We start from the raw sequence: 24,926 nt of genomic DNA on the forward strand, positions 1-24,926 counted from the left end.
CGGTGATACCGCTTTTCAAAGCGCGTTCACGCCCGGTCGATGCGGCACTGGTAGCAATTGTTGCGGGCGGAGCGGACGTGGACATAGGCGATGTCGTCGCGCTCGAAAAGCGCCTCGGAATAGCCGGAGATGTCGGCAATAGGTGTGACCTTGCCCGTGCCGTAGACGATCTTGTTCTGATCGTTGTAACCGCGCAGGATGAAATCCGGGCTGGTGGCGAGGATGGCTGGGCTGACCTCCTCGGCGGCATAGCGCTTACAGGGTTTGGCGTGCAGGAAGATCGGTCCGGTCTCGGCGAATGCCTGGACATCAGGGAAGGGCCGGTAAGCAAAAACGAACAGTTCCTCGCCCGCGTCGATATTGGCAAGGCAATGGCGACAGGGATGGCCCGGGCCGTCGGACACCATGGTGTCGGGCGTGAGGCCGTAGGCATCGGTGCCGCCGTTCCAGAGGGTTTCGGCATCTTCGGTCGGCATGGCGGTGAAATGGATGGACATGACAGGCTCCTTGTTCAGGGAATGTGCCAGATTATCCATCGGCTTTGCGGGCCAAGCCACCCGAAAACCTCTACTTCACGAAGTCGGCCTGCTTGCCCGACAGCCTGACCGTGATGCGGCTCCCGGCATGGATCGGCTGGCCGGCATCATCCTTGTCGCGGACGATCTTGGTACTGTGGACCTTGCCATCGGCGGGAGAGGTGTAGTCGAAGGCGACGAAGGTCTGCTCGCGGATCTCCACCGTTGCATCACTTCCATACTCGGCCCGGATATCGTCGCATGGGCCGACTTCGCGCGGCACCGGGCTGCCATTATCGAAAGCCGTGCAGAGCGTTTGGACCGATTTGACCTCGACGGTCTGGGTCTCGAAATTCAGCCAGTTGTCGATCGGTTCCCAGAAGAACAGAATCGCGGCGGCGATGATGATGAGGGCGTACTGCCAGCGGAACCTCCGCCTGACGACAACCGGTTGGCCCTCGGTATTCATCCGTCAGCCGCCTTTGTGAATTCTCAGGATCTCGTCGTCGCTGAGCGGGCGCACCAGCGCGTCCGAGGTGGAAACGGGCGAAAAGCCGAACATCTGGTAGAGCTGCAGCGCGCGGGGATGGTCGAGATTGTTGGTGGTGACCGCGACCTTTTTCGGCTCATGCGCCCAGGCTGCGTAAAGTGTCTGCAGCAGGAACCACTTGCCGACGCCGAGGCCCCGCGCATGCTCCATCAGCCCAAAATGGCAGAGTTCGACGGTGTCCGCGTCCTCACAGAAGAATTCATAGAAGCCCGCCGGCGCGCCGTTGACGTAGAGCACCGTGACTTCGGTGCGCTTGTCGCGCAGGATCGCCGTCAAGGCTTCGTCGCTCATCCTGAGGCGGTCGACCCAGTGCCAGCGGCGGCCGACCTGATCGTAGAGGTAACGATAGTAAGGCAGCGGAATGTCAGGCACGCGCATCACGGCTGTGTGCAGATTGACCGGGAGGGCGATGCTCTGGCGCGGCGGTGCGGTCATTTCCAGCCGCGTGATATGCGCCTTGAGTGCCCGTGGCGTCTTCCGTGATGTGATTTTCAAATCTCAATCCTTGCCGGTGACGACAGGTGTATCGTCAAGGCCGCCCCATTCAGTCCAGGAACCATCATAGAGCGTGTTGTCGGCGTGGCCAAGCGATGTCAGAGCCAGCGTGATGATCGCCGCTGTTATGCCCGAACCGCACGACGTGACGACGGGCTTCGAGAGATCGATGCCTGCGGATTCGATCGTCTGTTTCAGCTCCGGCAGCGACTTGAACTTGCCGTTTTCGGAGAGGATGGCGGCCGGTACGTTCTTCGCACCGGGCATGTGGCCGGAGCGGACACCGCTGCGAGGCTCGGGCTCGGTGCCCTGGAAACGGCCGGGGCCACGGGCATCGGCGATCTGGGCGCGTGCACCTGCCACGATATTCTTCATCGCCTCGAGCGTGGTGACTTTCGAAGCGTCGTAACGCGCCTTGAAGACCGCTGGCGCCGGTTCGGAAAGATCGGAAGTCAGGGCGCGGCCCTCGCGCTTCCAACCATCCAGCCCGCCGTCGAGCACGTAGACATTCCCGACGCCGAAAAGGCGGAAGAGCCACCAGACACGAGGAGCGGAGAAGAAGCCCGGGCCGTCGTAGACAACGATTGTGTCCGTGTCCGAAATGCCTGATCCGCCGATGGCGTCGGAGAAGACCCGCGCCGAGGGAATGGTGTGCGGAAGGCTGGTCGAGTGATCGGCGGTCGCGTCCTGATCGAAGAAGACGGCACCGGGGATATGGCCTGTTGCATATTCGTCGGCCGCATTGCGGTTTTGCGCCGGCAGGTACCAGGACGCGTCGACGATCCTGAATTCGGGCGCACCGAGGTTCTTCTCGACCCAATCGGCGGAGACGACGAAACGGCTTCTCTCTTCGGACATAATAGTCTCCTCTCGGTGACTTGACGTTAGGTGAAGGTCAGGCTTCCGGCGTGCCAAACTTTATCCGGAAGCGCCTGTTTTCCTTGCCCTTCTTCTCGATCCTGGCGATGTGGATATCGCCGACCTCCTGGGTCTCGGAGACATGCGTGCCGCCGCAGGGCTGGCTGTCGATGGCGGCATTCTCGCCGATGCAGACGAGGCTGACGCGGCCGAGGCCCAAGGGCGGGCGGACGTTCTTGGATTTGACAATGCCCGGATTGGCCGCGAGTTCCGCATCGGTGATCCATTGCAGATAGACCGGATGGTTGGCACGGACGATCTCCATCATCGCTGATGTCACTGCATCCTTGTCTGAAGTCTCCACCATGTCGAAATCGACGCGGCTCTCATCCTCGCCGACGGCGGCACCCGTGATCGGGAACTGGCAGACGACGGAGAGGATGTGGCAGGCGGTGTGCATGCGCATGAGCTTGTAGCGGCGCGGCCAGTCGACATGGATCGCCAGCTTCTCGCCGACCTCAGCAACGGGCTGACCCTCGAGCGGGACATGCAGGATGACGCTCTTGTCCTCGCCATTGACGGTGACGCCGAGTTCGATCCGGGAACCATCGGCGCGCTCCAGAAAGCCTGTGTCGCCCGGCTGGCCGCCCGACGTGGCATAGAAGCAGGTCTGGTCGAGCTCGATCGCTCCGGTTTCCCGCACCGCCGTCACGGTCGCCTCCGCTGTCGAGAGATAGAAATCGTCGCGGAAAAGCGGAAGCGTGGGCATGGACTACTCGGCTATTTCGTAAGGCGGCTTGATGGTGGACTTGCGCGCGATCCATTCGGGGATCGGCAGGCCCTTGGAGGCGAGGAATTCCGGGTTGAAGAGCTTCGACTGGTAGCGGTTGCCGTAGTCGCAAAGCACGGTGACGATCGTATGGCCCGGGCCAAGATCCCTGGCAAGCCTGATCGCGCCGGCGATATTGATGCCCGAGGAACCGCCGAGGCAGAGGCCTTCATGCTGGATCAGGTCGAAGACCAGCGGAATCGCCTCAGAATCCGGGATCCGGTAGGCGTAATCGGGCACGAAGCCTTCAAGATTGGCGGTGATGCGGCCCTGGCCGATGCCCTCGGTGATCGAGGAGCCGGGGGATTTGAACTCGCCCGATGTGTAATATTCGTAGAGTGCGGCGCCTTCCGGATCGGCGAGGCCGATCTTGATATCCGGGTTGAAGCCCTTGAGACCGGCCGCAACGCCGGCCAGCGTGCCGCCGGAGCCGACGGCGCAGACGAAGCCATCGACCTGGCCGGACGTGTCCGACCAGATCTCGGGCGCCGTGGTTTCGATATGGGCCTGGCGGTTGATCGTGTTGTCGAACTGGTTGGCCCAGATCGCGCCGTTGGGCTCGGTCCTGGCGAGTTCGTCGGCGAGGCGGCCCGAAAGCTTCACGTAATTGTTCGGGTTCTTGTAGGGAACCGCCGGAACTTCCACCAGTTCGGCACCGAGCAGCTTCAGCGCGTCCTTCTTTTCCTGGCTCTGTGTCTCCGGAATGACGATGACGGTGCGATAGCCGAGCGCCTGAGCGACCATGGCAAGACCGATGCCGGTATTGCCGGCGGTGCCTTCGACGATGACGCCGCCCGGCTTCAGCCGGCCGCGCTTCTCGGCATCCCGGATGATGTAGAGCGCCGCGCGGTCCTTGACCGACTGGCCGGGATTCATGAACTCGGCCTTGCCATAAATCGTGCAGCCGGTCAGCTCCGAGGCGCGGTTGAGCTTGATGAGCGGCGTATTGCCGATGGCTTCGAGGACATTGTCATGCGTCGGCATGGGATCATTCCGTTTTCATGGCGTGAAACTATGCCGCGTCTATTTCATCGGCAAGGGTTCGAGCGCAAGAAATATGTTGCTGCCGCTGGTGGAGAGCGGGGAAAACATTTCCCGCAGCATTTCGAACGCCGGATGGCGGCATACCGCGATTCCGGTGGAACTGCGTTTTGATGCGAGTTCGCGATACAAAAGTGGCGCGGATAGTGGGTGAAGTGTATAGTCCAATCGCACGAAATGCCTGCTATCCCCGCTTTTCCGCAGAATCTTCAAAAAATCGCTTGGCAAATCGGGAAAGCATTTGTATTAGGCCACCCAACGCTGCGGCAACGCAGACATTCCCTGGTAGCTCAGCGGTAGAGCATTCGACTGTTAATCGACAGGTCGCCGGTTCGAATCCGGCCCGGGGAGCCAAATTCAGGACAATCTGGATATCGGATCGGTCCTTATCTCATACCCCTTCAGATGCGAATGCGCACTGGAGGGGTTTTGTTTTTGTGCTGTTGCCAGAGGCTAACCACACTGGAGTGCTTTTTCTTTCATGCTCGCTCCTCCTGTTCCGTCCCACTTTACAAAGATTCCAAAATCGTCTTGCGGAGCTCAAACCTTCCTGTTAGAAGCCCGGCCATTCCGCAAGGGCGCCCTAAGAAGCGTCCGGCAGACAACGGAGAATTAAGCTTTCTGGCTTATCCGTTTTCGAGATGAGGCCTCGTGGCGGAGTGGTTACGCAGAGGACTGCAAATCCTTGCATCCCGGTTCGATTCCGGGCGAGGCCTCCATCCGAATTTCACAGCAAAATCAATTAGATATCACGACCGGGCAGGGCGCTTATTTGCCCGCCATGTCGCATTCGTGTTGCAATGAGTTTACCGAGGTTTCCAGCGGTTACAAATTGACCACGGCAAATCCACGCGACATGATATGCAACATGGCATTTGCGGGAGGATTGAATGACGGATTATCCGGAGGCCGATATCGGTTTTTTTCCATTACTGGGTCACGCCCTTCAGTCGATATTTGCGCCTTCCTCATTTATCCGCGCCGAGGAGGAGCATCACCAGATTGTCAATCGGCTCGGGCGATCGGACGAATCGCCAGGTGCTAGGCTTCGTACATTGCGCAGTGCGATGTGGTGGTCGTTCTTGATCTGCTTTGGTTCATGTTTCGCAGCGCTGCTACTTACAATCATTTGGACGCCCCCAGTCCGACCCGCTGCGTCTTTCGTAGTTATAGGCACCGTGTTGATTTTGTGGGCTACGCTGACTGTGCGGGGTTGGGATATCCAATCGAATAAGGGCGTAACACTCAGTGAGCAGGTCAATCAATTTCTCTTCAGAGGATCATACTGTGTGGGGACATTCCTCATTGTGCTTGGCACGATCGGTGTGACGCTTTAGGTCGTGTGGACACTTACCTGATCCATAGTACGATAGCTGCGATTGTGACGACGGCTAGGTAGTTTCGTGCGGTTTTCTCGAAACGTGTCGCGACCCTGCGGAAGTGCTTGAGCTTGGAGAAGCAGCATTCAATGAGGTGGCGCTGGGCATAGAGGTCCTTGTCGAGCGGGTATTTCTGAGCACGGGAGGGATTGTTGGGGATCACCGCCACAGCGCCTTTGTCCGCGATGGCGTCGCGCAGACGGTCGCTGTCATAGGCGGTGTCGGCCATGACGATATCGGCAGGCAGGCCCTCGATCAGGACATCGGCTTGTGGCGCATCGCCTTTCTGGCCGGCGGTCAGTGTGAAGCGGACCGGGCAGCCGAGACCACGCACCGCCATGTGGATTTTGGTGCTCAGTCCGCCGCGAGAGCGGCCAAGGGCTTGATCTTCAGCCCCCTTTTTGCGCCGGCGGCGTGCTGATGAGCGCGGATGATGGTGGAATCGACGATCAGATACTCGAAGTCCGGATCATCGGACATCGCCGCAAACATGCGCCACCAGATGCCCTTCTCGCTCCAGCGGCTGAAGCGGCGGAAGACACTGTTCCACTCGCCGAACACCTCCGGCAGGTCACGCCAGGGTGAGCCGGTGCGCACGATCCAAAGCACTGCTTCCACGAACATACGATTGTCGCGACCGGACGAACCGCGCGTGCGATCGTCACCAATGATGTGCGGCGATATCCGCTCCCACTGCTCGTCCCGAAGGATCAACCGGTCCAATACACCCATGACTGCCTCCAAAAGACAGTCTTGAATCTGATTTGCTCAGCCTTGGGAATCCCAAGAGTCCACACGACCTAGATCGTCGTCAAATAGGTCTGGGCCGCGATCGAGATAGATGCCAAAATTGCACCGAGAGCGTTAAGGCCTGAACCCAGTTTCATACGCCGTACTAGAGGGGCCGGTGGGCCGTCCGAGTACGAAGCTGTAATAACGGGTGTCACCAGTGCAGAAGCAAGCCAAGCGCCTGCCGAAGCCGCGCCACAAAGAATCGATATCCAAAGCACGGTAAACTTCTTCACCCTTGAGCCATCTCGACCAGCATGGCTCCATTGAGCTCACAAATGCAAGCGGCTGACTCCCGCGTGCGCTGTGTCACATGCGCACAACTTCCTACCACTCCTCCAGCGTTTTCTTGGGTTTTCCTGCGGGCTTCTTTGACTTCGGTTTAGCTTTCGGGTTCGTCGCGGCTCTTGCTTGCCGCGCTTCGTCGGCTCGTCTCTTCCGGAGCTCCTCGCAGACCTGCTCCATCCGCTGGATGCCGTTCTCTAGTTCGTTGTCCCCATGCCTCTCCTGGAGCGTTTGCCCGAGGAGGCGAGCAGCTGTCAGGCGCAGCGATCCGCTGATCATTTGCTCTCGGGCATAGCCTTCCTTGATAAGCAAGCCACTATGACAGAGCAACGGGAAAAATCAATCCTATGTTGAGTCTTTAACTAATTCAACATAACGTTGAACAGCAATTTAAGACCAAGCCGTCTCTTTGGGCCGCACCGGCTAGGGTGAAAGTGTCGCCTTGACAGGGGGGTTCAGTACTGGCAAAGCGACCTCGTTTATTCAGGGGCTCTAATGTTTGAGATCAATATCGACGGTCGTCATAGGAATGCACATCGGGGAACAGGCTTGGATATTTTGGACGGGACGGCTGAAGATGATGAGTTCATTTTCAACTCTGCTGCTGTGCCAACGTCGCAGAACAAATCCGCAGCCAGGCCGAATCCAGATCTCGTGGAACACCCGGGGAAGATCGGTATCGGTACCTGGGACCTCGACGGGCTAGGCACAGCGTTATCCGATCTCAGGCAGTTCGATTTCAGCTGGTACACAAACTGGGGTCACCATCGTCTCTGGTCGGCCGGTGGGGCTGGCAGGAATGATGAGCGTTTCGTACCGATGATCTGGGGCAGGGATGAAATCGCGACTGCCAACTTCGAGCGGCTTGCCAGCGCGCCGTCCGGCTATCTGCTTGGATTCAACGAGCCAGACAATGCGGGTCAGTCCAATCTCAGCGTCGGAGAGGCGCTTAAGCTTTGGCCAAAGCTGATGGACAAAAACCTAGAGCTCGGCTCCCCGGCTTGCACGCAGACAGAGACGCTCGGTGACGATTCATGGCTTGGCAGGTTCATGGATAAGGCGGATCGCAAAGATTATCAGGTAGATTTTGTCGCTGTGCATTACTATTCCGACGACGGCAGCGTTGCGGATTTCAAATCCTTCCTTAGGGACGTAAGGCAGGAATATCACAAGCCTGTATGGGTGACCGAATGGGCTCTGGTCGATTGGTCGGATCGGGACCGGTTCACGGCCGACGAAGCAGCCGATTTTGCTGCCGAAGCGATCCAGATGATGGATGATCTGAAGTTCGTGAAGCGTCATGCCTGGTTCGGCGCCTATGAGGCCGCCGACGGCTGGAACTTCAACATCAACACCGAACTCATCGATGCCGCCGGCAACCTCACAGCGGTGGGTCACGTGTTCCAGGACTTGACGATGTAAATCGCCCCGATCAACAGTCCTCCATGTTCACATCAGGTCGCACGTTCGGGCTGCTATCATTTTGAAATTCTGAGTAACTTCGGAGCACGGACATTCTAAGAGCGGAGGCGAGAGATAAAAGCGAGCACCGCTGGAATCATTCGCAAAGTATTTTGTTGCGGGTTATTTCATCTCGCCAGAAAGCGAGGGTGTGGCAGCGACGGACCTAAGAGATTGGCAACGTTCGATCACCCAATTCCGGGCGAGGCCTCCACTCGATTTAGCTCGGAAAACGCCATCAGATAAGTTTGCGGGCAGGGCGCCTAGCGCCTTTCTATGACGCCTTGGCGGTGGGCGCGCGACAGCAGACTACGCCAGCGCCAAGCACTCCCAGGCATGGCGTCAAGCGAACGAGGGCGCAGTTCAGCGCTCTCTATCGTCCACTTTCACGGGGTTGCTCATCATAGTAATAGCCGTCGTTGTACCCACCGTAATAGCCCGGTGCGATGACAATGACTCCCGGTCCCCAGTATCTGCCGTAGCGGCGCCCGTGATAACGGCCATAGTAGCGGCCATGACGATAGGCGTAACGATGACCGCGCCAGCCGCGATGGTTCCAGCCATGATGATGGCCACCATTGCGCCACTTCCATCCACGATGTCCTGCTTCCGCTACGGGGGCAAACGAGGTCGCTGCAAATATGGCCGCGACGCTGACCATTAAGAATTTCTTCATTGGAACTCTCCGTCCCTGGTGCATGCGCTCAGCGAGCGTATATGCTTCTAAGTGAATGTAGCATGAATATGCAGCTTATGAGCTGGCTATTTGGAAACGGATACCAATTCCGCGCGAGGGCGCCTCGCTTCTTCCCATCGTCTCATGATGCTCGTCCTAATTTCCCGCTGCTGCGTTTTGCCGCTTGAAAGCCGGTCAGCGGCCAATTATGACCGGATCATAGAATTCTATCGAGAAGGCCCCCGGCATGGCGACGACAATGGATTATGCAGCGCTCCGCATGAAGATGGTCGATGGCCAGATCCGGACGACCGACGTCACCAACCATCCGATCCTGAATGCCTTCATCGCGGTCAGGCGCGAAGACTTCGTGGCCGAGCGCCTGAAGCCCGTCGCCTATATCGACAATGACATCGAAATCGCACCGGGCCGCTACATGATGGCGCCTTCGCCGCTTGCTAAGATGCTGCAGCTCCTCGAAATCCAGCCCACCGACCATGTGCTCGATCTCGGCGCCGGCACGGGCTACGCGACGGCGCTGCTGGCGCATGTTGCCGGATCGGTCGTGGGGCTGGAAAGCGACGCAGGGCTCGCGGCGCAGGCGAAGGCCAATCTGGATGCGATGGGGCTTTCCAATGCGACTGTTGTCGAGGGCGATCTCGCGGCCGGCTGTTCCGCCAAGGCGCCCTACGATGTGATCCTGGTCAACGGTGGGGTCGAGACGATTCCCGAGGTATTGTTTTCCCAACTCAAGCAGGGCGGCAGGCTGGTCGCCGTCGTCGGGCGCGGCCAGTCGTCCGGCACGCACATCTTCGTGCGCGAGGGCAACAGCCATTCGGAACGCTTTGCCTTCAACGCCTCGGTGCGGATGCTGCCGGGCTTCGAGAAGGTCGCGGAATTCCTGTTCTGAGCCGCCCGAAACGTATATTTTGATTATCTAAAATTGTTGCTGATCCGCAACGAGGCTTTTCATTCGCCCGTCGCGGCGTTATTGGCGATTGCCCGGATCGCTGTCGGCAGTCATATTCCGCGCGACAGACGATCGACTAGCCGTGCTTTCGGGCCAGGGCGCGGCGCTGATTGATTCGGCAGAACCAAGACGGGTCCAAGCCCGCGGACGGACGGCATGATGCCGAAGGCAGGGTGATAAGTAGTGCTGAAGTTGAGAATGGCGTTTCTTGCCGCGTTCGTGGTGCCGGTGTTGCTTGCGGCGCCGGTAGCGGCCGATACGATTTTCGACGCCATGGCCAAGGCTTATGACAACAATCCCGATCTCAACGCCGCACGCGCCGGGCTGCGTGCCACCGATGAAGGCGTGACGATCGCCAAGGCGGGCTGGCGGCCGCAGATCTCGGCTTTCGCGCAGAATACCCAGACCTGGTACGACAATAGCGGCGCGACGTTTCAAATCGAGCCTCCGAGCCTCGAAAATCCTGCAGGCGTGGTGACAGACCGTATCAAAGCCACGACTCACCAGCGCGGCCTGACCATCACCCAACAGATTTTCGATGGTTTTCAAACGTTGAACAATGTCCGCGCGGCGGAGTCCACTGTGTTTTCCGAGCGCGCGTCACTTCGAGCACGCGAGATCCAGATCCTGCTTTCCGCCGCCGAAGCCTATGCCAATATCGGCCGCGACCAGCAGATTATCGTCTTCCGTAAGCAGAATATTGCCTTTCTTCGCGAGCAGGTCAGTGCCGCCAAGGTCCGTCTCGATCTCGGCGACGGCACCACGACGGATGTCAGCCTCGCCGAAGCCGATCTTGCTCGAGCCCAGGCGCTGGTTGCCGCTGCCATATCCCAACTCAAGCAGAGCGAGGCGGTCTATGTACAGATCGTCGGCGATGCGCCGAAAGACGTGCGACAGGCAAAGCCGGTGAGCAAACTCCTGCCCAAGAATATCGATACGGCGGTTGCAACCGGCTGGCGCGAGCATCCTTCGATCCTCTCCACCATGCATGCGATCGACGCGGCCGGCTTCCAGGTGAAATCGGCGGAGGGTGCCATGCTTCCCGGCGTTGTCGTCCAGGGCCAGATACAGAGCACGGAAGGCACGGAGGGCGTGAACTCGCTTTCCAACTACAATACATCGTCGATCACCGCCCGTCTCAACGTGCCGCTTTACCAGGGCGGAGCAGAGTATGGACAGATCCGGCAGGCCAAGGAGCGGCTCGGCCAGCAGCGGATCATGCTCGATTCGGCCCGGTTGGAAGTGCAGCAGACCATCGTCTCGGCCATGGCGCAATATGACGCGGCGATCGCCATCATCGACGCCAACAACAGGCAGCTCAAGGCTGCAAACGACGCATTGGCGGGGGTTATCGAGGAGCGGGCGGCCGGGCAGGCGACGCAGCTCGACGTGCTGACCGCGCAGGCCGTGGTGCTCAACGCCAAGGAAAGCCTGGCCGTCGCCCATCGCGACGCGGTCGTGGCAAGCTTTTCCATCCTCGCCTCGATGGGACGGCTCACGGTGGAAACCCAGAACCTGCAGGTCACCGAATACAAGCCGGAAGTCCATTACAACAAGGTCAAGGACGCCTGGTTTGGGCTGCGCACCGTGGATGGCCGCTGAGGCCAGACGCTCCCCCGAGTCATCGTGACACATCGCCCCGCTCATTTCGGGGATTCATCTTGCCGATAAATCTGTGCATCATGGTCGGAATTTGATTCGCGGCCGTTTTTTCCGTCCGGGCGATGACGTAAGTTGTCCGCGCGGGTCAGACGGGCGGCTTGAAAAGAATGCGGTAATGCGGGGAAGACTATGGCTCAGCCAAATGTAGTGCGTGAACCTTCCATGGACGAGATCCTGGCATCGATACGCCGGATCATCGAGAGCAATGACCCGGTTCCCCAGCCGGGCCTCGCGACCGGAATGGCTGAACCGGAAGGCTTTTCCGGTGACGCCGCGAATGACGATACGGAAGAAGTGCCGCTGACGGTCGACGAGATTTTCGCGCAACAGCAGGAAGCGGATGCCAGGCTGGCGCGCGAGACGTACGAGGACCGCCTGCAAGAGCCGACGCTCGAAGCGCCATTGCACGCTCTGGAACAACCAGCCGCCCAGCCGCAGAAATCACTGTCGCTCGCCGATGTCGCCGCGCGTGTACGCGCAGCATCCGAACGCAATCCCGGCCTTCGCGAGCGGACGCCGAAGCCGGCCGAGCCGGTGGAGGAGGCCACGAGCCCCCTCATGACAAACCGCATGACGCTGGTCGGCGGCGCGAGTGCCGTGGTCGAACCGGAGCTCGTGCAGGAACCGGCCTGGGTCGTTCCAGTGACGGAAGAGCATCTGGAAATCGGCGAGGACCTGATGCCGGCGCCTGATGTGGTGGAGGAGATGATCGCGGCACCGAGCCTGATCTCTGCGGGCACCGGCCAGCAGGTCGCGCGCGCGTTCCAGGATCTGGCCGCAGCGGTCGACAGTGCGGAACGCCGGTCGTTCGACGAGATCGCCGAGGACCTGCTGCGCCCCATGCTTCAGGATTGGCTGGACGACAACCTGCCGACCCTGGTGGAGCGGCTGGTGCGCGAGGAAATCGAACGCGTGGCGCGCGGCCCGCGGCGCTGAAATTCCCGACATGGCTTCGAAGAGCCGCCGCGAGGCGGCTTTTTTTCGTTCCGCATTGACTTCCAAACCCGCAAGCGATTACGGAAAGCAGCAAAATTTCAGTGAGTGGTAATGTCAGATGCTCGATAAAACCTACGATTCCGCCGCCATCGAACCCCGGATCGCCAAGCAATGGGAGGATGCGCGCGCGTTCGCTGCCGGCGTCAATGCCAAGCCCGGCGCGGAAACATTCTGCATCGTGATCCCGCCGCCGAACGTGACCGGCTCGCTGCATATGGGCCACGCGCTCAACAACACGCTGCAGGACATCATGATCCGCTTCGAGCGGATGCGTGGCAAGGACGTGCTTTGGCAGCCCGGCATGGACCATGCCGGCATCGCCACCCAGATGGTCGTCGAGCGGCAGCTGATGGAGCGCCAGCAGCCGTCGCGCCGCGACATGGGCCGCGAGGCCTTCGTCGAGCGTGTCTGGCAGTGGAAGGACGAATCCGGCGGCATCATCTTCAACCAGCTCAAGCGCCTGGGCGCCTCCTGCGACTGGTCGCGCGAGCGCTTCACCATGGACGAGGGACTTTCCGAAGCGGTGCTGGATGTCTTCGTACAGCTTTATAAGGAAGGCCTGATCTACAAGGACAAGAGGCTGGTCAACTGGGACCCGAAGCTCTTGACCGCGATCTCGGACCTCGAGGTCGAGCAGATCGAGGTCAAGGGCAATCTCTGGCACCTGCGCTATCCGCTCGAGCCGGGTGTCACCTATGAACATCCCGTCGCCTACAATGAAGAGACGCAGACCTCGGTCACCGAAACGCGCGACTATCTGGTCGTCGCCACGACGCGGCCGGAGACCTATCTCGGTGATACCGGCGTTGCCGTCAATCCCGAGGACACGCGCTACCAGTCGCTGATCGGCAAGCATGTGATCCTGCCGGGCGTTGGTCGCCGCATACCTATTGTCGCCGACGAATATCCCGACCCCGATGCCGGTACCGGCGCGGTGAAGATGACGCCGGCGCATGATTTCAACGACTTCGATGTCGGCAAGCGCACCGGGCTCCGGATGGTCAATATCCTGACCGTCGATGGCAGGGTTACGCTCGACGAGAACGAGGAATTCCTCGAAGGCCTGCCGCAGACCGACGCGCTTTCCAGCCTGATCAAGGCGGTCGATGGCACCGATCGTTTCGCCGCGCGCAAGACCATCGTCGCGCTGTTCGAGGAATGGGGCCTGCTCGACAAGGTCGAGCCGCATACGCATACGGTACCGCATGGCGACCGTGGCGGCGTGCCGATCGAGCCGCGCCTGACCGAGCAATGGTATGTCGATGCCGCGACGCTGGCCAAGCCCGCGATCGAATCGGTCCGCGAGGGCCGGACCAATTTCGTGCCGAAGAACTGGGAAAAGACCTATTTCGAATGGATGGAGAACATCCAGCCCTGGTGCGTGTCGCGGCAGCTCTGGTGGGGTCACCAGATTCCGGCCTGGTACGGCCCGGATGGGACCGTCTTCGTCGAAAAGACGGAGGAGGAGGCGCTCCACGCTGCCATCCAGCATTACCTCAGCCATGAAGGCCCGATGAAGGCCCTGGTCGAGGATCTCCTCGAAAACATGAAGCCTGATCAGATTTTGACCCGTGACGAGGACGTGCTCGATACGTGGTTCTCGTCGGCGCTCTGGCCGTTCTCGACGCTCGGCTGGCCGGACAAGACGCCGGAGCTTGCCCGCTATTACCAGACCGACGTGCTGGTGACCGGCTTCGACATCATCTTCTTCTGGGTCGCCCGCATGATGATGATGGGCCTGCACTTGATGAAAGACGGCGCCGGCGTGCCGATCGAGCCTTTCCATACCGTCTATGTCCATGCCCTGGTGCGCGACAAGAACGGGCAGAAGATGTCGAAGTCCAAGGGCAATGTCATCGACCCACTGGAACTGATCGACGAATACGGCGCCGATGCGCTGCGCTTCACGCTGGCGATCATGGCAGCGCAGGGCAGGGACGTGAAGCTCGATCCGGCGCGCATAGCCGGCTACCGCAATTTCGGCACCAAGCTCTGGAACGCGACGCGCTTTGCCGACATGAACGGTGTCAAGCACGATCCGGCCTTCCAGCCCGAGAATGCGAAGCTCACGGTCAATCGCTGGATCCTGACGGAACTTGCGGAAACCGTTGGCGCGGTCACCACGGGAATCGAGCAGTTCCGTTTCAACGAGGCGGCGGGTGCGCTTTATCGCTTCGTCTGGAACCAGTTCTGCGACTGGTATCTCGAACTTCTGAAGCCGATCTTCATGGGCGACGACGAGGCCGCCAAGGCCGAAGCGCAGGCCTGTGCGGCCTACGTGCTCGACGAGACCTACAAGCTGCTGCATCCGTTCATGCCGTTCATGACGGAGGAGCTCTGGGAGCACACATCGTCTCGGTCGAAACTGCTCTGCCACGCCGACTGGCCGAAGCCGGGCTTTGCCGACAAGGCAGCCGCCGACGAGATCAACTGGCTGATCGAGGTCGTCACCGGAATCCGTTCGGCGCGCGCCGAGATGAACGTACCCCCGGCCGCCACCGCGCCGCTGGTGATCGTCGGAGCAAGCGACATCACGCGGTCGCGTGCCGAGCGCCAAGACGGTGCCATCAAGCGGCTGGCTCGTGTGGAAGCGATCAGCTTTGCCGAGACGGCACCCAAGGGCGCGGCGCAGATCGTCATCGGCGAGGCGACGGCGTGCCTGCCGCTCGGTTCGCTGATCGATCTCAACGCTGAGCAGAGCCGGCTCGAAAAGGGCCTCGGCAAGGCGCAAGCCGAAATCGACCGCATCAACGGCAAGCTCGGCAACGAAAAATTTGTTGCCAATGCCAAGCCCGAAGTGGTGGAGGCTGAACGCGAGCGTCTGGCCGATCTCGAGCGCGAAAAGGCCAATCTGGAGATCGCTCTGAAGCGCATTTCCGAGATTTGAAACATCCCGCAAATATCGGGACTTTCTTATAAATCTATCCTTGGCCGGGGCATTTTGCCCCGGCTTTTGCATTTCAGCGGCCGTTTTTGCTCTTGTGACGATTTGGCAACACATTTTCCGTTATTATTTGGGCCGTGCGGGATGTGTGGAAAGTTGGTCCATTTCCTGCCACAAAACAGGCGCAGCGATTGCTGCATGAGAACGTGACGGATTTATCGCGTCGTTGCGTCAAGGACAGAATGAACGGATCTGCTTGGGAAATCGCCAGTCGTTAAATCGGAGTTCGGAGGAGTGGAAGCTCTCCCCGAAGACGGCACGCCTGACCGCACTTTCCCAGGGAACTGACGAGAATGGCATGCTGCGCGGGAAGGCAGTCTCCTTCCCCTTTGAAAGATACCGAGTATATGCCGAATCTTGCGTTGAACAGATTGAGTGGGATGGTACTGGGCGCAGCGCTGATCGTGCTGAGCGCCGCCGGAAGTGCGTTGGCGCTCGACCCGAATGCCAGTGTTTCCAAGGAGCGCGGCCCGTTCGACCTGTTCAAGCTGGGCTTCAAGGCCTATCGCGAGGGTAACAAGCAGGAGGCCGTCGAGGCCTATCGCTACGCCGCCGAAAAGGGGCACACTGGTTCGCGGTGGGCGCTCGCCACCATGTATGCCGACGGCGACGGCGTGGTGAAGAACGATTTCGAAGCCTTCAAGATCTATTCCGAGATTGCGACCCAGGGCGTCGAGCCCGGCTCGAACGATACGGGCTTTTTCGTCAACGCGCTGATGGCGCTGGCCGACTATTATTCGCGCGGTATACCGGAAAGCCCGGTTTCGCCCGATCTCAGCCAGGCCAGGCAGCTCTATTTCCAGGCGGCATCCGCCTTCGGCAATGCCGAGGCGCAGTTTCGGCTCGCCAAAATGCTGCTCTCGGGCGAGGGCGGCGAGGTCAATATCCGCCAGGCCAAGAAGTGGCTGAACCATGCCCGTCGTGAAGGCCATGTCGGCGCCATGGGCGTGTTCGGCAACGTGCTCTTCGAAGAGGGGCAGACGGTGCGCGGCCTCGCCTATATGACGGCGGCCCTCGACACGTGTGAGCCGCGCGACCGCGACTGGCTGCAGCAGATGCAGGAACAGGCCTTTTCGCTGGTCAGCGAAGACGAGCGCCGCACGGCGCTGGCGCTTTCGGCCGATATTCGCAAGGGCGCGGATTGATCGATCCAACATTTGTGATTTCGCGTCGCCGGCCATGTGCCGGCGATTTGCATTTGTGGTAACATCGGCAGCCGTACCGGATCGGGCCTTGATGATAGTGACACAATTGCCCATTTGCGTTACCACGACTGAAAACCGGGGATAATCCGGTCATATCCGAGGAAACGACCATGCCTGCTTATCGCTCGAGAACCACCACCCATGGCCGCAACATGGCCGGCGCGCGCGGATTGTGGCGCGCCACCGGCATGAAGGACAGCGATTTCGGCAAGCCGATCATTGCCGTGGTCAACTCGTTCACCCAGTTCGTGCCGGGTCACGTGCATTTGAAGGATCTCGGCCAACTGGTGGCGCGCGAGATCGAGGCGTCAGGCGGTGTCGCCAAGGAATTCAACACGATCGCCGTCGATGACGGCATCGCCATGGGCCATGACGGCATGCTCTATTCGCTGCCGTCGCGCGAACTGATTGCCGACAGCGTCGAATATATGGTCAACGCGCACTGCGCCGATGCCATGGTCTGCATTTCCAATTGCGACAAGATCACTCCCGGCATGCTGATGGCGGCGTTGCGCCTGAATATCCCGGCCGTCTTCGTTTCGGGCGGGCCGATGGAGGCCGGCAAGGTGGTGATGCATGGCAAGAAGGTGGCACTCGACCTGGTCGATGCCATGGTGGCCGCCGCAGACGACCAGATCAGCGACGAGGACGTCAATGTCATCGAGCGTTCGGCCTGTCCGACTTGCGGTTCATGCTCGGGCATGTTCACCGCCAACTCGATGAACTGCCTTACCGAAGCCCTTGGTCTCTCGCTGCCGGGCAACGGCTCGACGCTCGCCACCCATGCCGACCGCAGGGAACTGTTCCTGCAGGCGGGCCGCACTGCCGTCGATCTTTGCAAGCGCTACTACGAGGGCGACGACGAGACTGCTCTGCCGCGCAATATTGCCAGCAAGGGCGCCTTCGAGAACGCCATGGCGCTCGATATCGCGATGGGTGGCTCGACCAATACGGTGCTGCACATTCTCGCCGCCGCGCATGAGGGCGAGATCGATTTCACCATGGACGATATCGATCAGCTATCCCGGCGGGTGCCGTGCCTTTCCAAGGTCGCGCCGGCCAAGAGCGATGTGCATATGGAAGACGTCCACCGCGCCGGCGGTATCATGGCGATCCTCGGCGAACTCAATCGCGCCGGCCTGATCAATGCCGACCTGCCGACCGTGCATGCAAAGACCCTTGGCGATGCTCTGGCGCAATGGGATATCGCGGTGACTGACAATCCGGCGGCGCTCAAGCTGTTCAGCGCGGCGCCCGGCGGCGTGCCGACCCAGGTCGCCTTCAGCCAGGAAGCGCGCTGGGAAGACCTCGACCTCGATCGCGAAAAGGGCGTCATCCGCGACGCGCAGCATCCGTTCTCCAAGGACGGCGGCCTGGCGGTGCTCAAGGGCAACCTCGCGGTGAACGGCTGCATCGTCAAGACGGCGGGCGTGGATGAAAGCATCCTGAAATTCTCAGGGCCTGCCAAGGTGTTCGAGAGCCAGGACGCGGCGGTCAAGGGCATCCTCAACAACGATGTGGTCGAGGGCGACGTGGTGGTCATCCGCTATGAAGGTCCCAAGGGCGGACCGGGCATGCAGGAAATGCTCTATCCGACCAGCTATCTCAAGAGCCGCGGCCTGGGCAAGGCCTGCGCGCTGATCACCGATGGCCGCTTCTCCGGCGGCACGTCGGGCCTGTCGATCGGCCACGCCTCGCCGGAAGCGGCGAATGGCGGCACGATCGGGCTGGTGCGCGAGGGCGACATGATCGACATCGACATCCCCAACCGCACGATCTCCCTGCGTGTCGACGAGGCGACGCTTGCCGAACGCCGCGAGGAGCAGAACGCACTCGGCTGGAAGCCGGCCGCACCGCGCAAGCGCAATGTGACGACGGCACTCAAGGCCTATGCTGCCTTCGCGACAAGTGCCGACCGTGGCGCGGTCAGGGATTTGAATGCCTTCAAGTAGCGCTCCGACTCCACAGGTCGACATCTGCGCCATTGGAGACTGATGGTAATGTTGCTACGAATAGCCACCACGATCTGGAGATATAGTTCCGGATCGGACAAGGCTGGCTTTCTGCTGGTGGTCGTTCTACCCTGTTTTTTGATGTTCAACTTCTTTTATTTGAACGCCGATCAGCCCAAGTCAGGCCTCTTCATTGTGGGCGCCTTCCTTTGTGTTCCGATGATGGTACTGGCGGCAACCGGATATTCTCTTGCCGTCTATCGTGAGGCGCGCAAAAGGCGGCAGAAGCATTTGGCGTCGGGAAAGATTAAACCCTAGTTTCGGCTAACGAGAAGGGCGCGGAGCCATCGTTCCGCGCCCTCTTTTATCGGGATCGATGACGATCCGCTGCTTTCTCTCAGTGGAGGATCTGGCTGAGGAACAGCTTGGTCCGCTCGTGCTGCGGATTGTCGAAGAAACTGATCGGATCGTTCTGCTCGACGATCTGGCCCTGGTCCATGAAGATCACCCGGTTGGCGACCTGGCGGGCGAAGCCCATTTCGTGGGTCACGCAGAGCATGGTCATGCCTTCTTCGGCGAGGCCCACCATGGTGTCGAGCACTTCCTTGACCATTTCCGGATCGAGCGCCGAGGTGGGCTCGTCGAACAGCATGATCTTCGGGCGCATGCAGAGCGCACGGGCGATTGCGACGCGCTGCTGCTGGCCGCCGGAGAGCTGGCCGGGATATTTCTTCGCCTGTTCCGGGATCTTGACGCGGGTGAGGAAATGCATGGCGATTTCCTCGGCCTGCTTCTTCGGCATCTTGCGGACCCAGATCGGTGCCAGCGTGCAGTTTTCCAGGATCGTCAGATGCGGGAAGAGGTTGAAGTGCTGGAACACCATGCCGACTTCGCGGCGCACTTCGTCGATCTTCTTGAGGTCGTTGGTCAGTTCGATGCCGTCGACGACGATCGAGCCCTTCTGATGCTCCTCGAGGCGGTTGATGCAGCGGATCATCGTCGATTTGCCTGAGCCCGACGGTCCGGCAATGACGATGCGTTCGCCCTTCATGACCTTGAGGTTGATGTCGCGGAGCACGTGGAACTCGCCGTACCACTTGTTCATGCTGTTCATTTCCACCGCCACATCGGTGCTGGAAACGGTCAATTTCTGTGCGGCGTCAGCCATGTTGTTTTCCTTTTTATTGTTATCGCTTGTGGCCGGTGTCGAGGCGCCGCTCTATGAAGGCGGAATAGCGCGACATGCCGAAGCAGAAGATCCAGAATGTGAAGCCCGCGAAGATCAGGCCGGTAAGTGGTGTCACAGGCGTCTGCCAGCCGGAGTCACCGAAGCTCGCCTTCACGATGCCGAGCAGGTCGTACATCGAGATAATGGTGACGAGCGACGTGTCCTTGAACATGCCGATGAAGGTGTTGACGATGCCGGGAATGACCAGCTTGATCGCCTGCGGCAGGATGACGAAGGCCATCTTCGTCCGGTAGCCAAGGCCAACCGCGTCGGCTGCCTCGTACTGTCCCTTCGGGATCGCCTGCAGACCGCCGCGGATCACTTCGGCCATGTAGGCCGAGGCGAAGATCGACACGCCGACCAGCGCCCGCAGGAACTTGTCGAAATGGGTGCCCGGCGTCAGGAAGAGCGGCAGCAGCACGCTCGCCATGAAGAGGACGGTGATCAGCGGCACACCGCGGATCAGTTCGATGAAGACGACGCAGACCGTCTTGAGGATCGGCATCTGCGAACGCCGCCCGAGTGCCAGCAGAATGCCGAAGGGCAGCGATATCGCGATGCCGACATAGGAGATGATGAGCGTCACCATCAGCCCGCCCCAGAGCGAGGTCTCGACGTGGCGAAGCTCGAAGCTGAACAGTGGGATATTCAGATAGACTGGTATGGAGAAGAAGTAGAGGGGGATTGAAAAGTCGATATAAATGAATCGGTACAGCCCGCCGAGCAGGAGCACGAAGGAGACGATGGGCAGCGCGACGAGCAGGAGCAGGGCATTGAGCCCCTTGCGCGGCACCTTCGGCATCAGGAACGGGATCAGCAATCCGACAAACATTGCGACCACCAGGAGCGGACGCCAGAGCTGGTCGCGCGGATAGGAGCCGAACATGAACTGCAGGAAGCGGTTTCCGACATAGGCCCAGCAGGCGCCGCTCCAGCCCTCCGGCAGCGCACCGCCTTGCACGGTGGTGAGGCAGGCCGTGCGATCGGTGCCGGTCCAAACCGCCGAAACGAACAGCCAGTTGATGAGGCCAGGGAGGAAATAGAGAAGGACGGCGATTGCCGCGAGCGTCATGATGGAGTCGGTCACCGACGCAAAGAGGTTCTTGCGTGCCCAGCCGATGACCGTGGAATCGGAGAGCGGTGCCTTTTCGGGCGGGACGAATTCGTGGCGGACGTAGGAAATGTCGGTCATCTCAGCGCTCCACCAGTGCCATTTTGGCGTTGAACCAGTTCATGAACAGCGAGGTGATCAGGCTGATCGAGACATAGATGAGCATCCAGATCGAGATGATCTCGATCGACTTGCCCGACTGGTTGAGGATCGTACCACCGACCGCGACCAGATCGGCATAGCCGACGGCGACCGCGAGCGAGGAGTTCTTGATCAGGTTGAGATATTGCGAGGTCAGCGGCGGAATGATGATCCGGAGTGCCTGAGGCAGCACGACGAGCCGCGTGGTCAGTCCCGCCCGGATGCCGAGCGCGTAGGCGGCTTCCGACTGACCCTTGGACACGCCGCGGATGCCGGCGCGCACGATCTCGGCGATAAAGGACGCGGTATAAAGCGAGAGTGCCAGATAAAGGGCCAGGAATTCCGGACCGATGACCATGCCGCCGCTCATGTTGAAACCGCCGGGGGTGGCATAGTCGAACGTCATCGGCATGCCGAGTACGAGGAAGACCAGGAGTGGCAGGCCGATGATGAGGGCTAGATTGACGATCAGCACGGGCGGGCGCTTGCCGGTTCTCAATTGCTCCCGGTTGGCCCAGATGGTGAATACGATGGCCAGGACGACGCCAAGGATGAAAGCCGCGACGACGAGGCCGAAACCTTCGCCGAAAACTGGCGCCGGCATGTAGATGCCGCGGTTGGAGATGTAGAAGATGCCGGCGGCATCGGGATTGGTCTTGATGTTCTGCAGGATGCTGCGGATGGTCGGCAGCAGCGCCAGCACGCCGAGATACCAGAAGAAGATGACGAGCAGCGGCGGAATGTTGCGGAAAATCTCGACATAGACGGTGCAAAGCCGTGCGATGAGCCAGTTGGGCGAGAGACGCCCGATGCCGATCATGAGGCCAACGATCGTCGCGGTGATGACGCCGAAGAAGGCGATCACCAAGGTGTTGAGCAGGCCGACTTCCAGGGCCCTGAAATAGGTCGAATCGCTTGAATAGCTGATGAGGGTCTGGGCGATGTCGAAACCGGCGCGGCTGTTGAGGAAGCCGAAGCCCGCCTGCATATTAGCGCGGGCAAGGTTGGCGGCCGCGTTGGTCCATGCATACCAGACGGCCCAGACGATGACGATGATCGTGATCGCCTGATAGGCGTAGCTCCTGAGAGCCGGGTTATACAGTAGCGATACCTTTGGTTCAGCATCGCCGCCCCGCAATCGGGCGTCGGTTACAGCCATCAAAATTCCCCTGTTGTTCCGTCACCCTTTTTGCCGGGTGTTTTTTCCGGAAAGGGAAGGCGGGTCACCCCGCCTTCCCGAAACCCCGGTCGATCGCGTCTTAGCGGATCGGCGGTGCGTATTGCAGGCCACCCTTGCTCCAAAGAGCATTCAGGCCGCGCTGGATCTTGAGTGGCGAGCCGGCGCCGACATTGCGCTCGAAGGATTCGCCGTAGTTACCGACAGCCTTGACGATCTGCACGGCCCAATCCTTCGGCAGACCGAGGTCGGCACCGATGGTGGAGTCGGCTTCTTCACCGAGGAAGCGCTTGATGTCAGGATTTTCCGACTTCTTCATTTCCTCGACATTGGCCTGGGTGATGCCCATTTCTTCGGCGGTCACCATGGCAAAATGCGCATAGGACACCACGTCGAACCACTTGGAGTCGTTCTGGCGAACGGCCGGTCCGAGCGGCTCCTTGGAGATGATTTCCGGCAGAACCACGTGGTCGTCCGGGTTGGCCATCTTCAGGCGGATCGAATAGAGGCCCGAGGCATCCGTCGTATAGACGTCGCAACGGCCCGCGTTATAAGCGGCGTCGGCTTCATCCTGCGCTTCGAACACGACAGGCTTGAATTCCATCTTGTTGGCGCGGAAATAATCGGCGAGGTTGAGTTCGGTGGTCGTGCCCGACTGAACGCAGACGGATGCGCCGTTGAGTTCGAGAGCCGACTTCACGCCGAGTTCCTTCTTCGCCATGAAGCCCTGGCCGTCAAAATAGTTGATGGCGCGGAAATCGAAGCCGAGCTGGCTGTCGCGGCTGGCGCTCCAGGTCGTGTTGCGCGCAAGCATGTCGATTTCGCCGGACTGCAGCGCCGGGAAACGGTCCTTGGCCGAGAGCGGCGTGTACTTGACCTTGGTGGCATCGCCGAACACGGCGGCCGCGACGGCTTTGCAGAGATCCACGTCGAGACCGGACCAGTTGCCGGACGCATCCTGGGCGCCGAAACCTGCGAGGTTCGAACCGTTGACGCCGCACTGCACGAAGCCCTTCGCCTTGACGTCATCGAGCGTGCCGGCATGCGCCGCGGACGCGCCGATGGCAATGATTGCGGCGCCAATGGCACCGGTCAGAAGCTTGCTTGTCATTTTCTCCAACCTTTTTCGAGATTTGTTGTCGTTGTCGTTCCCCGCCGATCCCCCTTCGGAACGTCAGGCGCCGAGCCGGTTTCCCTGCCGGCCTGGACGAATGCTTAAGACAGTATCAAAAAGCTCGTTAGTCAAGACCAACCTTCGACTTTGCCAAAAAATTTGCGGGGAACACCTGAAATGCGAAAAAACCGGCAAGACTGCGCTGCCAAATGAAGCATTTTGGCGAATAATTTTGCGCGCCTGGCGGATTTCGTGTCCCTGTGACAAATCAGAATTTGCGTTTGCGATCAAAGCGGCATTAAGAATGCGCTCTCACCCGCTACACGATACGGACATCACACATGATCAATGACAAGAAGGATGCCGGCGAACTCGGCATTAACACTCGGCTGACCCATGGCGGCTACAATCCGCGCGACTACCATGGCTTCGTCAACCCGCCGGTGGTGCATGCCTCCACGGTGCTGTTTCCGGATGCCGCGACGATGGACAAGCGGGCGCAGAAATACACCTATGGCACGCGCGGAACGCCGACCACCGACGCGCTGGCCGAGGCGATCGACGAACTTGAAGGCTCTGCCGGTACGATCCTGGTGCCATCGGGCCTTGCGGCCGTGACTGTGCCGTTCCTCGGCTTCGCCAAAGCCGGCGACCATGTGCTGGTCGTTGATTCTGTCTATCATCCGACGCGGAATTTCTGCGACACGATCTTGAAGCGGCTCGGCGTCGAGACCGAATATTACGACCCGCTGATCGGCGCAGGCATTAGCAAGCTGATGCGACCGAACACCTCTATCGTGCACACCGAGGCGCCCGGCTCGAACACGTTCGAGATGCAGGACATCCGGGCGATCGCCGACGCGGCCCATGCCGGCGGCGCGGTCGTCATGATGGACAACACCTGGGCGACGCCGATCTATTTCAAGCCGCTCGATTTCGGCGCCGACGTTTCGATGCATGCGGCGACCAAATATCCGTCGGGCCATTCGGACGTGCTGTTCGGCACGGTTTCGGCCAATGCCCAGCACTGGGACCAGTTGCGCGAGGCCAATATCACCCTCGGCGTCTGTGCATCGCCCGATGACAGCTATCAGATCCTGCGTGGGCTCAGGACGATGGGATTGCGGCTGGAGCGGCACCAGGAAAGCGCGCTGGCGCTGGCTCAGTGGCTGGAAGGCCATGAGGATGTCGCCAAGGTGCTGCATCCGGCACTGCCGAGCTTTGAAGGTTACGAAATCTGGAAGCGCGACTTCAAGGGCGCGTCCGGCCTGTTTTCCATCGTGTTGAAGGAGAGCGATCCCGAGAAATACAAGACGCGCGCTTTTGCCTTCCTCGATGCCTTGAAATTCTTCGGGCTCGGCTATTCCTGGGGCGGCTATGAAAGCCTCGCCGTCATGCCCAATCTCAGCGACCGCAAGATCGCCAAGGCGCCCGAAGGCGGACCGGTGATCCGGCTGCAGATCGGGCTCGAGGACGTCGTCGACCTCAAGCGCGATATCGAGGGTGGACTTGCAGCGGCGAGGGCAGCAGGCTGAGCGATTCGCTCAG

Annotated in this window: 21 protein-coding genes and 2 tRNA genes; 11 read left to right on the forward strand and 12 right to left on the reverse strand. The window is 60.1% G+C overall.

What is annotated here, in order from left to right:
• Positions 1–26: 26 nt before the first annotated feature.
• The 6 genes from ACSQ26_RS10015 to ACSQ26_RS10040 form a co-directional block, all read right to left on the reverse strand.
• Positions 27–497, reverse strand: coding sequence for a DUF1203 domain-containing protein (locus ACSQ26_RS10015; protein WP_436008395.1), 471 nt, complete (start codon positions 495–497; stop codon positions 27–29).
• A gap of 70 nt (positions 498–567) precedes the next feature.
• The gene (locus ACSQ26_RS10020; protein ID WP_436008396.1) at positions 568–984 is read right to left on the reverse strand and encodes a hypothetical protein; all 417 of its coding nucleotides are present in this window, start codon (positions 982–984) and stop codon (positions 568–570) included.
• A gap of 3 nt (positions 985–987) precedes the next feature.
• Positions 988–1,500, reverse strand: coding sequence for a GNAT family N-acetyltransferase (locus ACSQ26_RS10025; RefSeq protein ID WP_436015185.1), 513 nt, complete (start codon positions 1,498–1,500; stop codon positions 988–990).
• Positions 1,501–1,563: 63 nt separating this feature from the next.
• Positions 1,564–2,418, reverse strand: coding sequence for a 3-mercaptopyruvate sulfurtransferase (gene sseA / locus ACSQ26_RS10030; protein WP_436008397.1), 855 nt, complete (start codon positions 2,416–2,418; stop codon positions 1,564–1,566).
• 37 nt (positions 2,419–2,455) lie between these two features.
• A complete protein-coding gene (locus tag ACSQ26_RS10035; RefSeq protein ID WP_436008398.1) occupies positions 2,456–3,187 on the reverse strand; it encodes an alanyl-tRNA editing protein in 732 nt (243 codons plus the stop codon).
• 3 nt (positions 3,188–3,190) lie between these two features.
• On the reverse strand, positions 3,191–4,231 hold the full coding sequence (locus tag ACSQ26_RS10040) for a cysteine synthase A (RefSeq protein WP_436008399.1): 1,041 nt from the start codon (positions 4,229–4,231) through the stop codon (positions 3,191–3,193).
• Positions 4,232–4,567: 336 nt separating this feature from the next.
• Between ACSQ26_RS10040 and ACSQ26_RS10045 the strand changes: the two genes are divergently transcribed.
• Positions 4,568–4,642: transfer RNA gene (locus tag ACSQ26_RS10045), tRNA-Asn, on the forward strand.
• A 291-nt stretch (positions 4,643–4,933) separates the two neighbouring features.
• Positions 4,934–5,007, forward strand: a tRNA-Cys gene (locus tag ACSQ26_RS10050).
• A gap of 631 nt (positions 5,008–5,638) precedes the next feature.
• On the opposite strand, the gene ACSQ26_RS10055 is transcribed toward ACSQ26_RS10050, so the two are convergent.
• Positions 5,639–6,399, reverse strand: a protein-coding gene (locus ACSQ26_RS10055; RefSeq protein WP_436008400.1) for an IS5 family transposase whose coding sequence is annotated in 2 segments (ribosomal slippage) — positions 5,639–6,072 and positions 6,072–6,399 — 762 coding nt in all. Because the reading frame shifts where the segments join, the coding sequence is not laid out codon by codon here.
• A gap of 837 nt (positions 6,400–7,236) precedes the next feature.
• On the opposite strand from ACSQ26_RS10055, the gene ACSQ26_RS10060 reads away from it, so the two are divergent.
• Positions 7,237–8,163 carry a glycosyl hydrolase gene (locus tag ACSQ26_RS10060; RefSeq protein WP_436008401.1) on the forward strand — a complete coding sequence of 309 codons (927 nt, stop codon included), beginning with the start codon at positions 7,237–7,239 and terminating at the stop codon, positions 8,161–8,163.
• Between the two features lie 412 nt (positions 8,164–8,575).
• Here the strand turns inward: ACSQ26_RS10060 and ACSQ26_RS10065 are convergent, their stop codons facing one another.
• Complete coding sequence (locus ACSQ26_RS10065) at positions 8,576–8,878, reverse strand: hypothetical protein (protein WP_436008402.1); 303 nt, start codon at positions 8,876–8,878, stop codon at positions 8,576–8,578.
• Positions 8,879–9,137: 259 nt separating this feature from the next.
• On the opposite strand from ACSQ26_RS10065, the gene ACSQ26_RS10070 reads away from it, so the two are divergent.
• From ACSQ26_RS10070 to ACSQ26_RS10100, 7 genes are all read left to right on the forward strand, one after another.
• A complete protein-coding gene (locus tag ACSQ26_RS10070) occupies positions 9,138–9,788 on the forward strand; it encodes a protein-L-isoaspartate O-methyltransferase family protein (RefSeq protein WP_436015187.1) in 651 nt (216 codons plus the stop codon).
• 258 nt (positions 9,789–10,046) lie between these two features.
• Complete coding sequence (locus tag ACSQ26_RS10075; protein WP_436008403.1) at positions 10,047–11,450, forward strand: TolC family outer membrane protein; 1,404 nt, start codon at positions 10,047–10,049, stop codon at positions 11,448–11,450.
• A gap of 222 nt (positions 11,451–11,672) precedes the next feature.
• Positions 11,673–12,446, forward strand: a complete 774-nt coding sequence (locus ACSQ26_RS10080) for a PopZ family protein (protein WP_436008404.1) — start codon at positions 11,673–11,675, stop codon at positions 12,444–12,446.
• Between the two features lie 118 nt (positions 12,447–12,564).
• The gene (locus tag ACSQ26_RS10085) at positions 12,565–15,393 is read left to right on the forward strand and encodes a valine--tRNA ligase (RefSeq protein WP_436008405.1); all 2,829 of its coding nucleotides are present in this window, start codon (positions 12,565–12,567) and stop codon (positions 15,391–15,393) included.
• A gap of 404 nt (positions 15,394–15,797) precedes the next feature.
• Entirely contained in the window at positions 15,798–16,595 is a 798-nt protein-coding gene (exoR, locus tag ACSQ26_RS10090; RefSeq protein WP_436008406.1) for an exopolysaccharide production regulator ExoR, read from the forward strand.
• 170 nt (positions 16,596–16,765) lie between these two features.
• Positions 16,766–18,607 carry a dihydroxy-acid dehydratase gene (ilvD, locus tag ACSQ26_RS10095; RefSeq protein WP_436008407.1) on the forward strand — a complete coding sequence of 614 codons (1,842 nt, stop codon included), beginning with the start codon at positions 16,766–16,768 and terminating at the stop codon, positions 18,605–18,607.
• 42 nt (positions 18,608–18,649) lie between these two features.
• A complete protein-coding gene (locus ACSQ26_RS10100) occupies positions 18,650–18,925 on the forward strand; it encodes a hypothetical protein (protein ID WP_436008408.1) in 276 nt (91 codons plus the stop codon).
• Between the two features lie 79 nt (positions 18,926–19,004).
• Here ACSQ26_RS10100 and ACSQ26_RS10105 read toward each other — a convergent pair whose 3' ends face one another.
• From ACSQ26_RS10105 to ACSQ26_RS10120, 4 genes are all read right to left on the reverse strand, one after another.
• Positions 19,005–19,775: an amino acid ABC transporter ATP-binding protein gene (locus ACSQ26_RS10105; RefSeq protein ID WP_258162112.1), complete on the reverse strand. Its 771-nt coding sequence runs from the start codon at positions 19,773–19,775 to the stop codon at positions 19,005–19,007.
• Positions 19,776–19,794: 19 nt separating this feature from the next.
• On the reverse strand, positions 19,795–21,027 hold the full coding sequence (locus tag ACSQ26_RS10110) for an amino acid ABC transporter permease (RefSeq protein WP_436008409.1): 1,233 nt from the start codon (positions 21,025–21,027) through the stop codon (positions 19,795–19,797).
• Position 21,028: 1 nt separating this feature from the next.
• Positions 21,029–22,246, reverse strand: coding sequence for an amino acid ABC transporter permease (locus ACSQ26_RS10115; RefSeq protein ID WP_436008410.1), 1,218 nt, complete (start codon positions 22,244–22,246; stop codon positions 21,029–21,031).
• Between the two features lie 100 nt (positions 22,247–22,346).
• Entirely contained in the window at positions 22,347–23,375 is a 1,029-nt protein-coding gene (locus ACSQ26_RS10120; protein WP_436008411.1) for an amino acid ABC transporter substrate-binding protein, read from the reverse strand.
• A 344-nt stretch (positions 23,376–23,719) separates the two neighbouring features.
• Here ACSQ26_RS10120 and ACSQ26_RS10125 point away from each other — a divergent pair, with 344 nt between their 5' ends.
• Positions 23,720–24,913 (forward strand): cystathionine beta-lyase, encoded by a 1,194-nt coding sequence (locus ACSQ26_RS10125; protein ID WP_436008412.1) that lies wholly within the window; start codon positions 23,720–23,722, stop codon positions 24,911–24,913.
• Positions 24,914–24,926: the final 13 nt, after the last annotated feature.

This window comes from Rhizobium sp. LjRoot254, from assembly GCF_964254105.1.
Classification (GTDB): Bacteria; Pseudomonadota; Alphaproteobacteria; order Rhizobiales; family Rhizobiaceae; genus Rhizobium_E.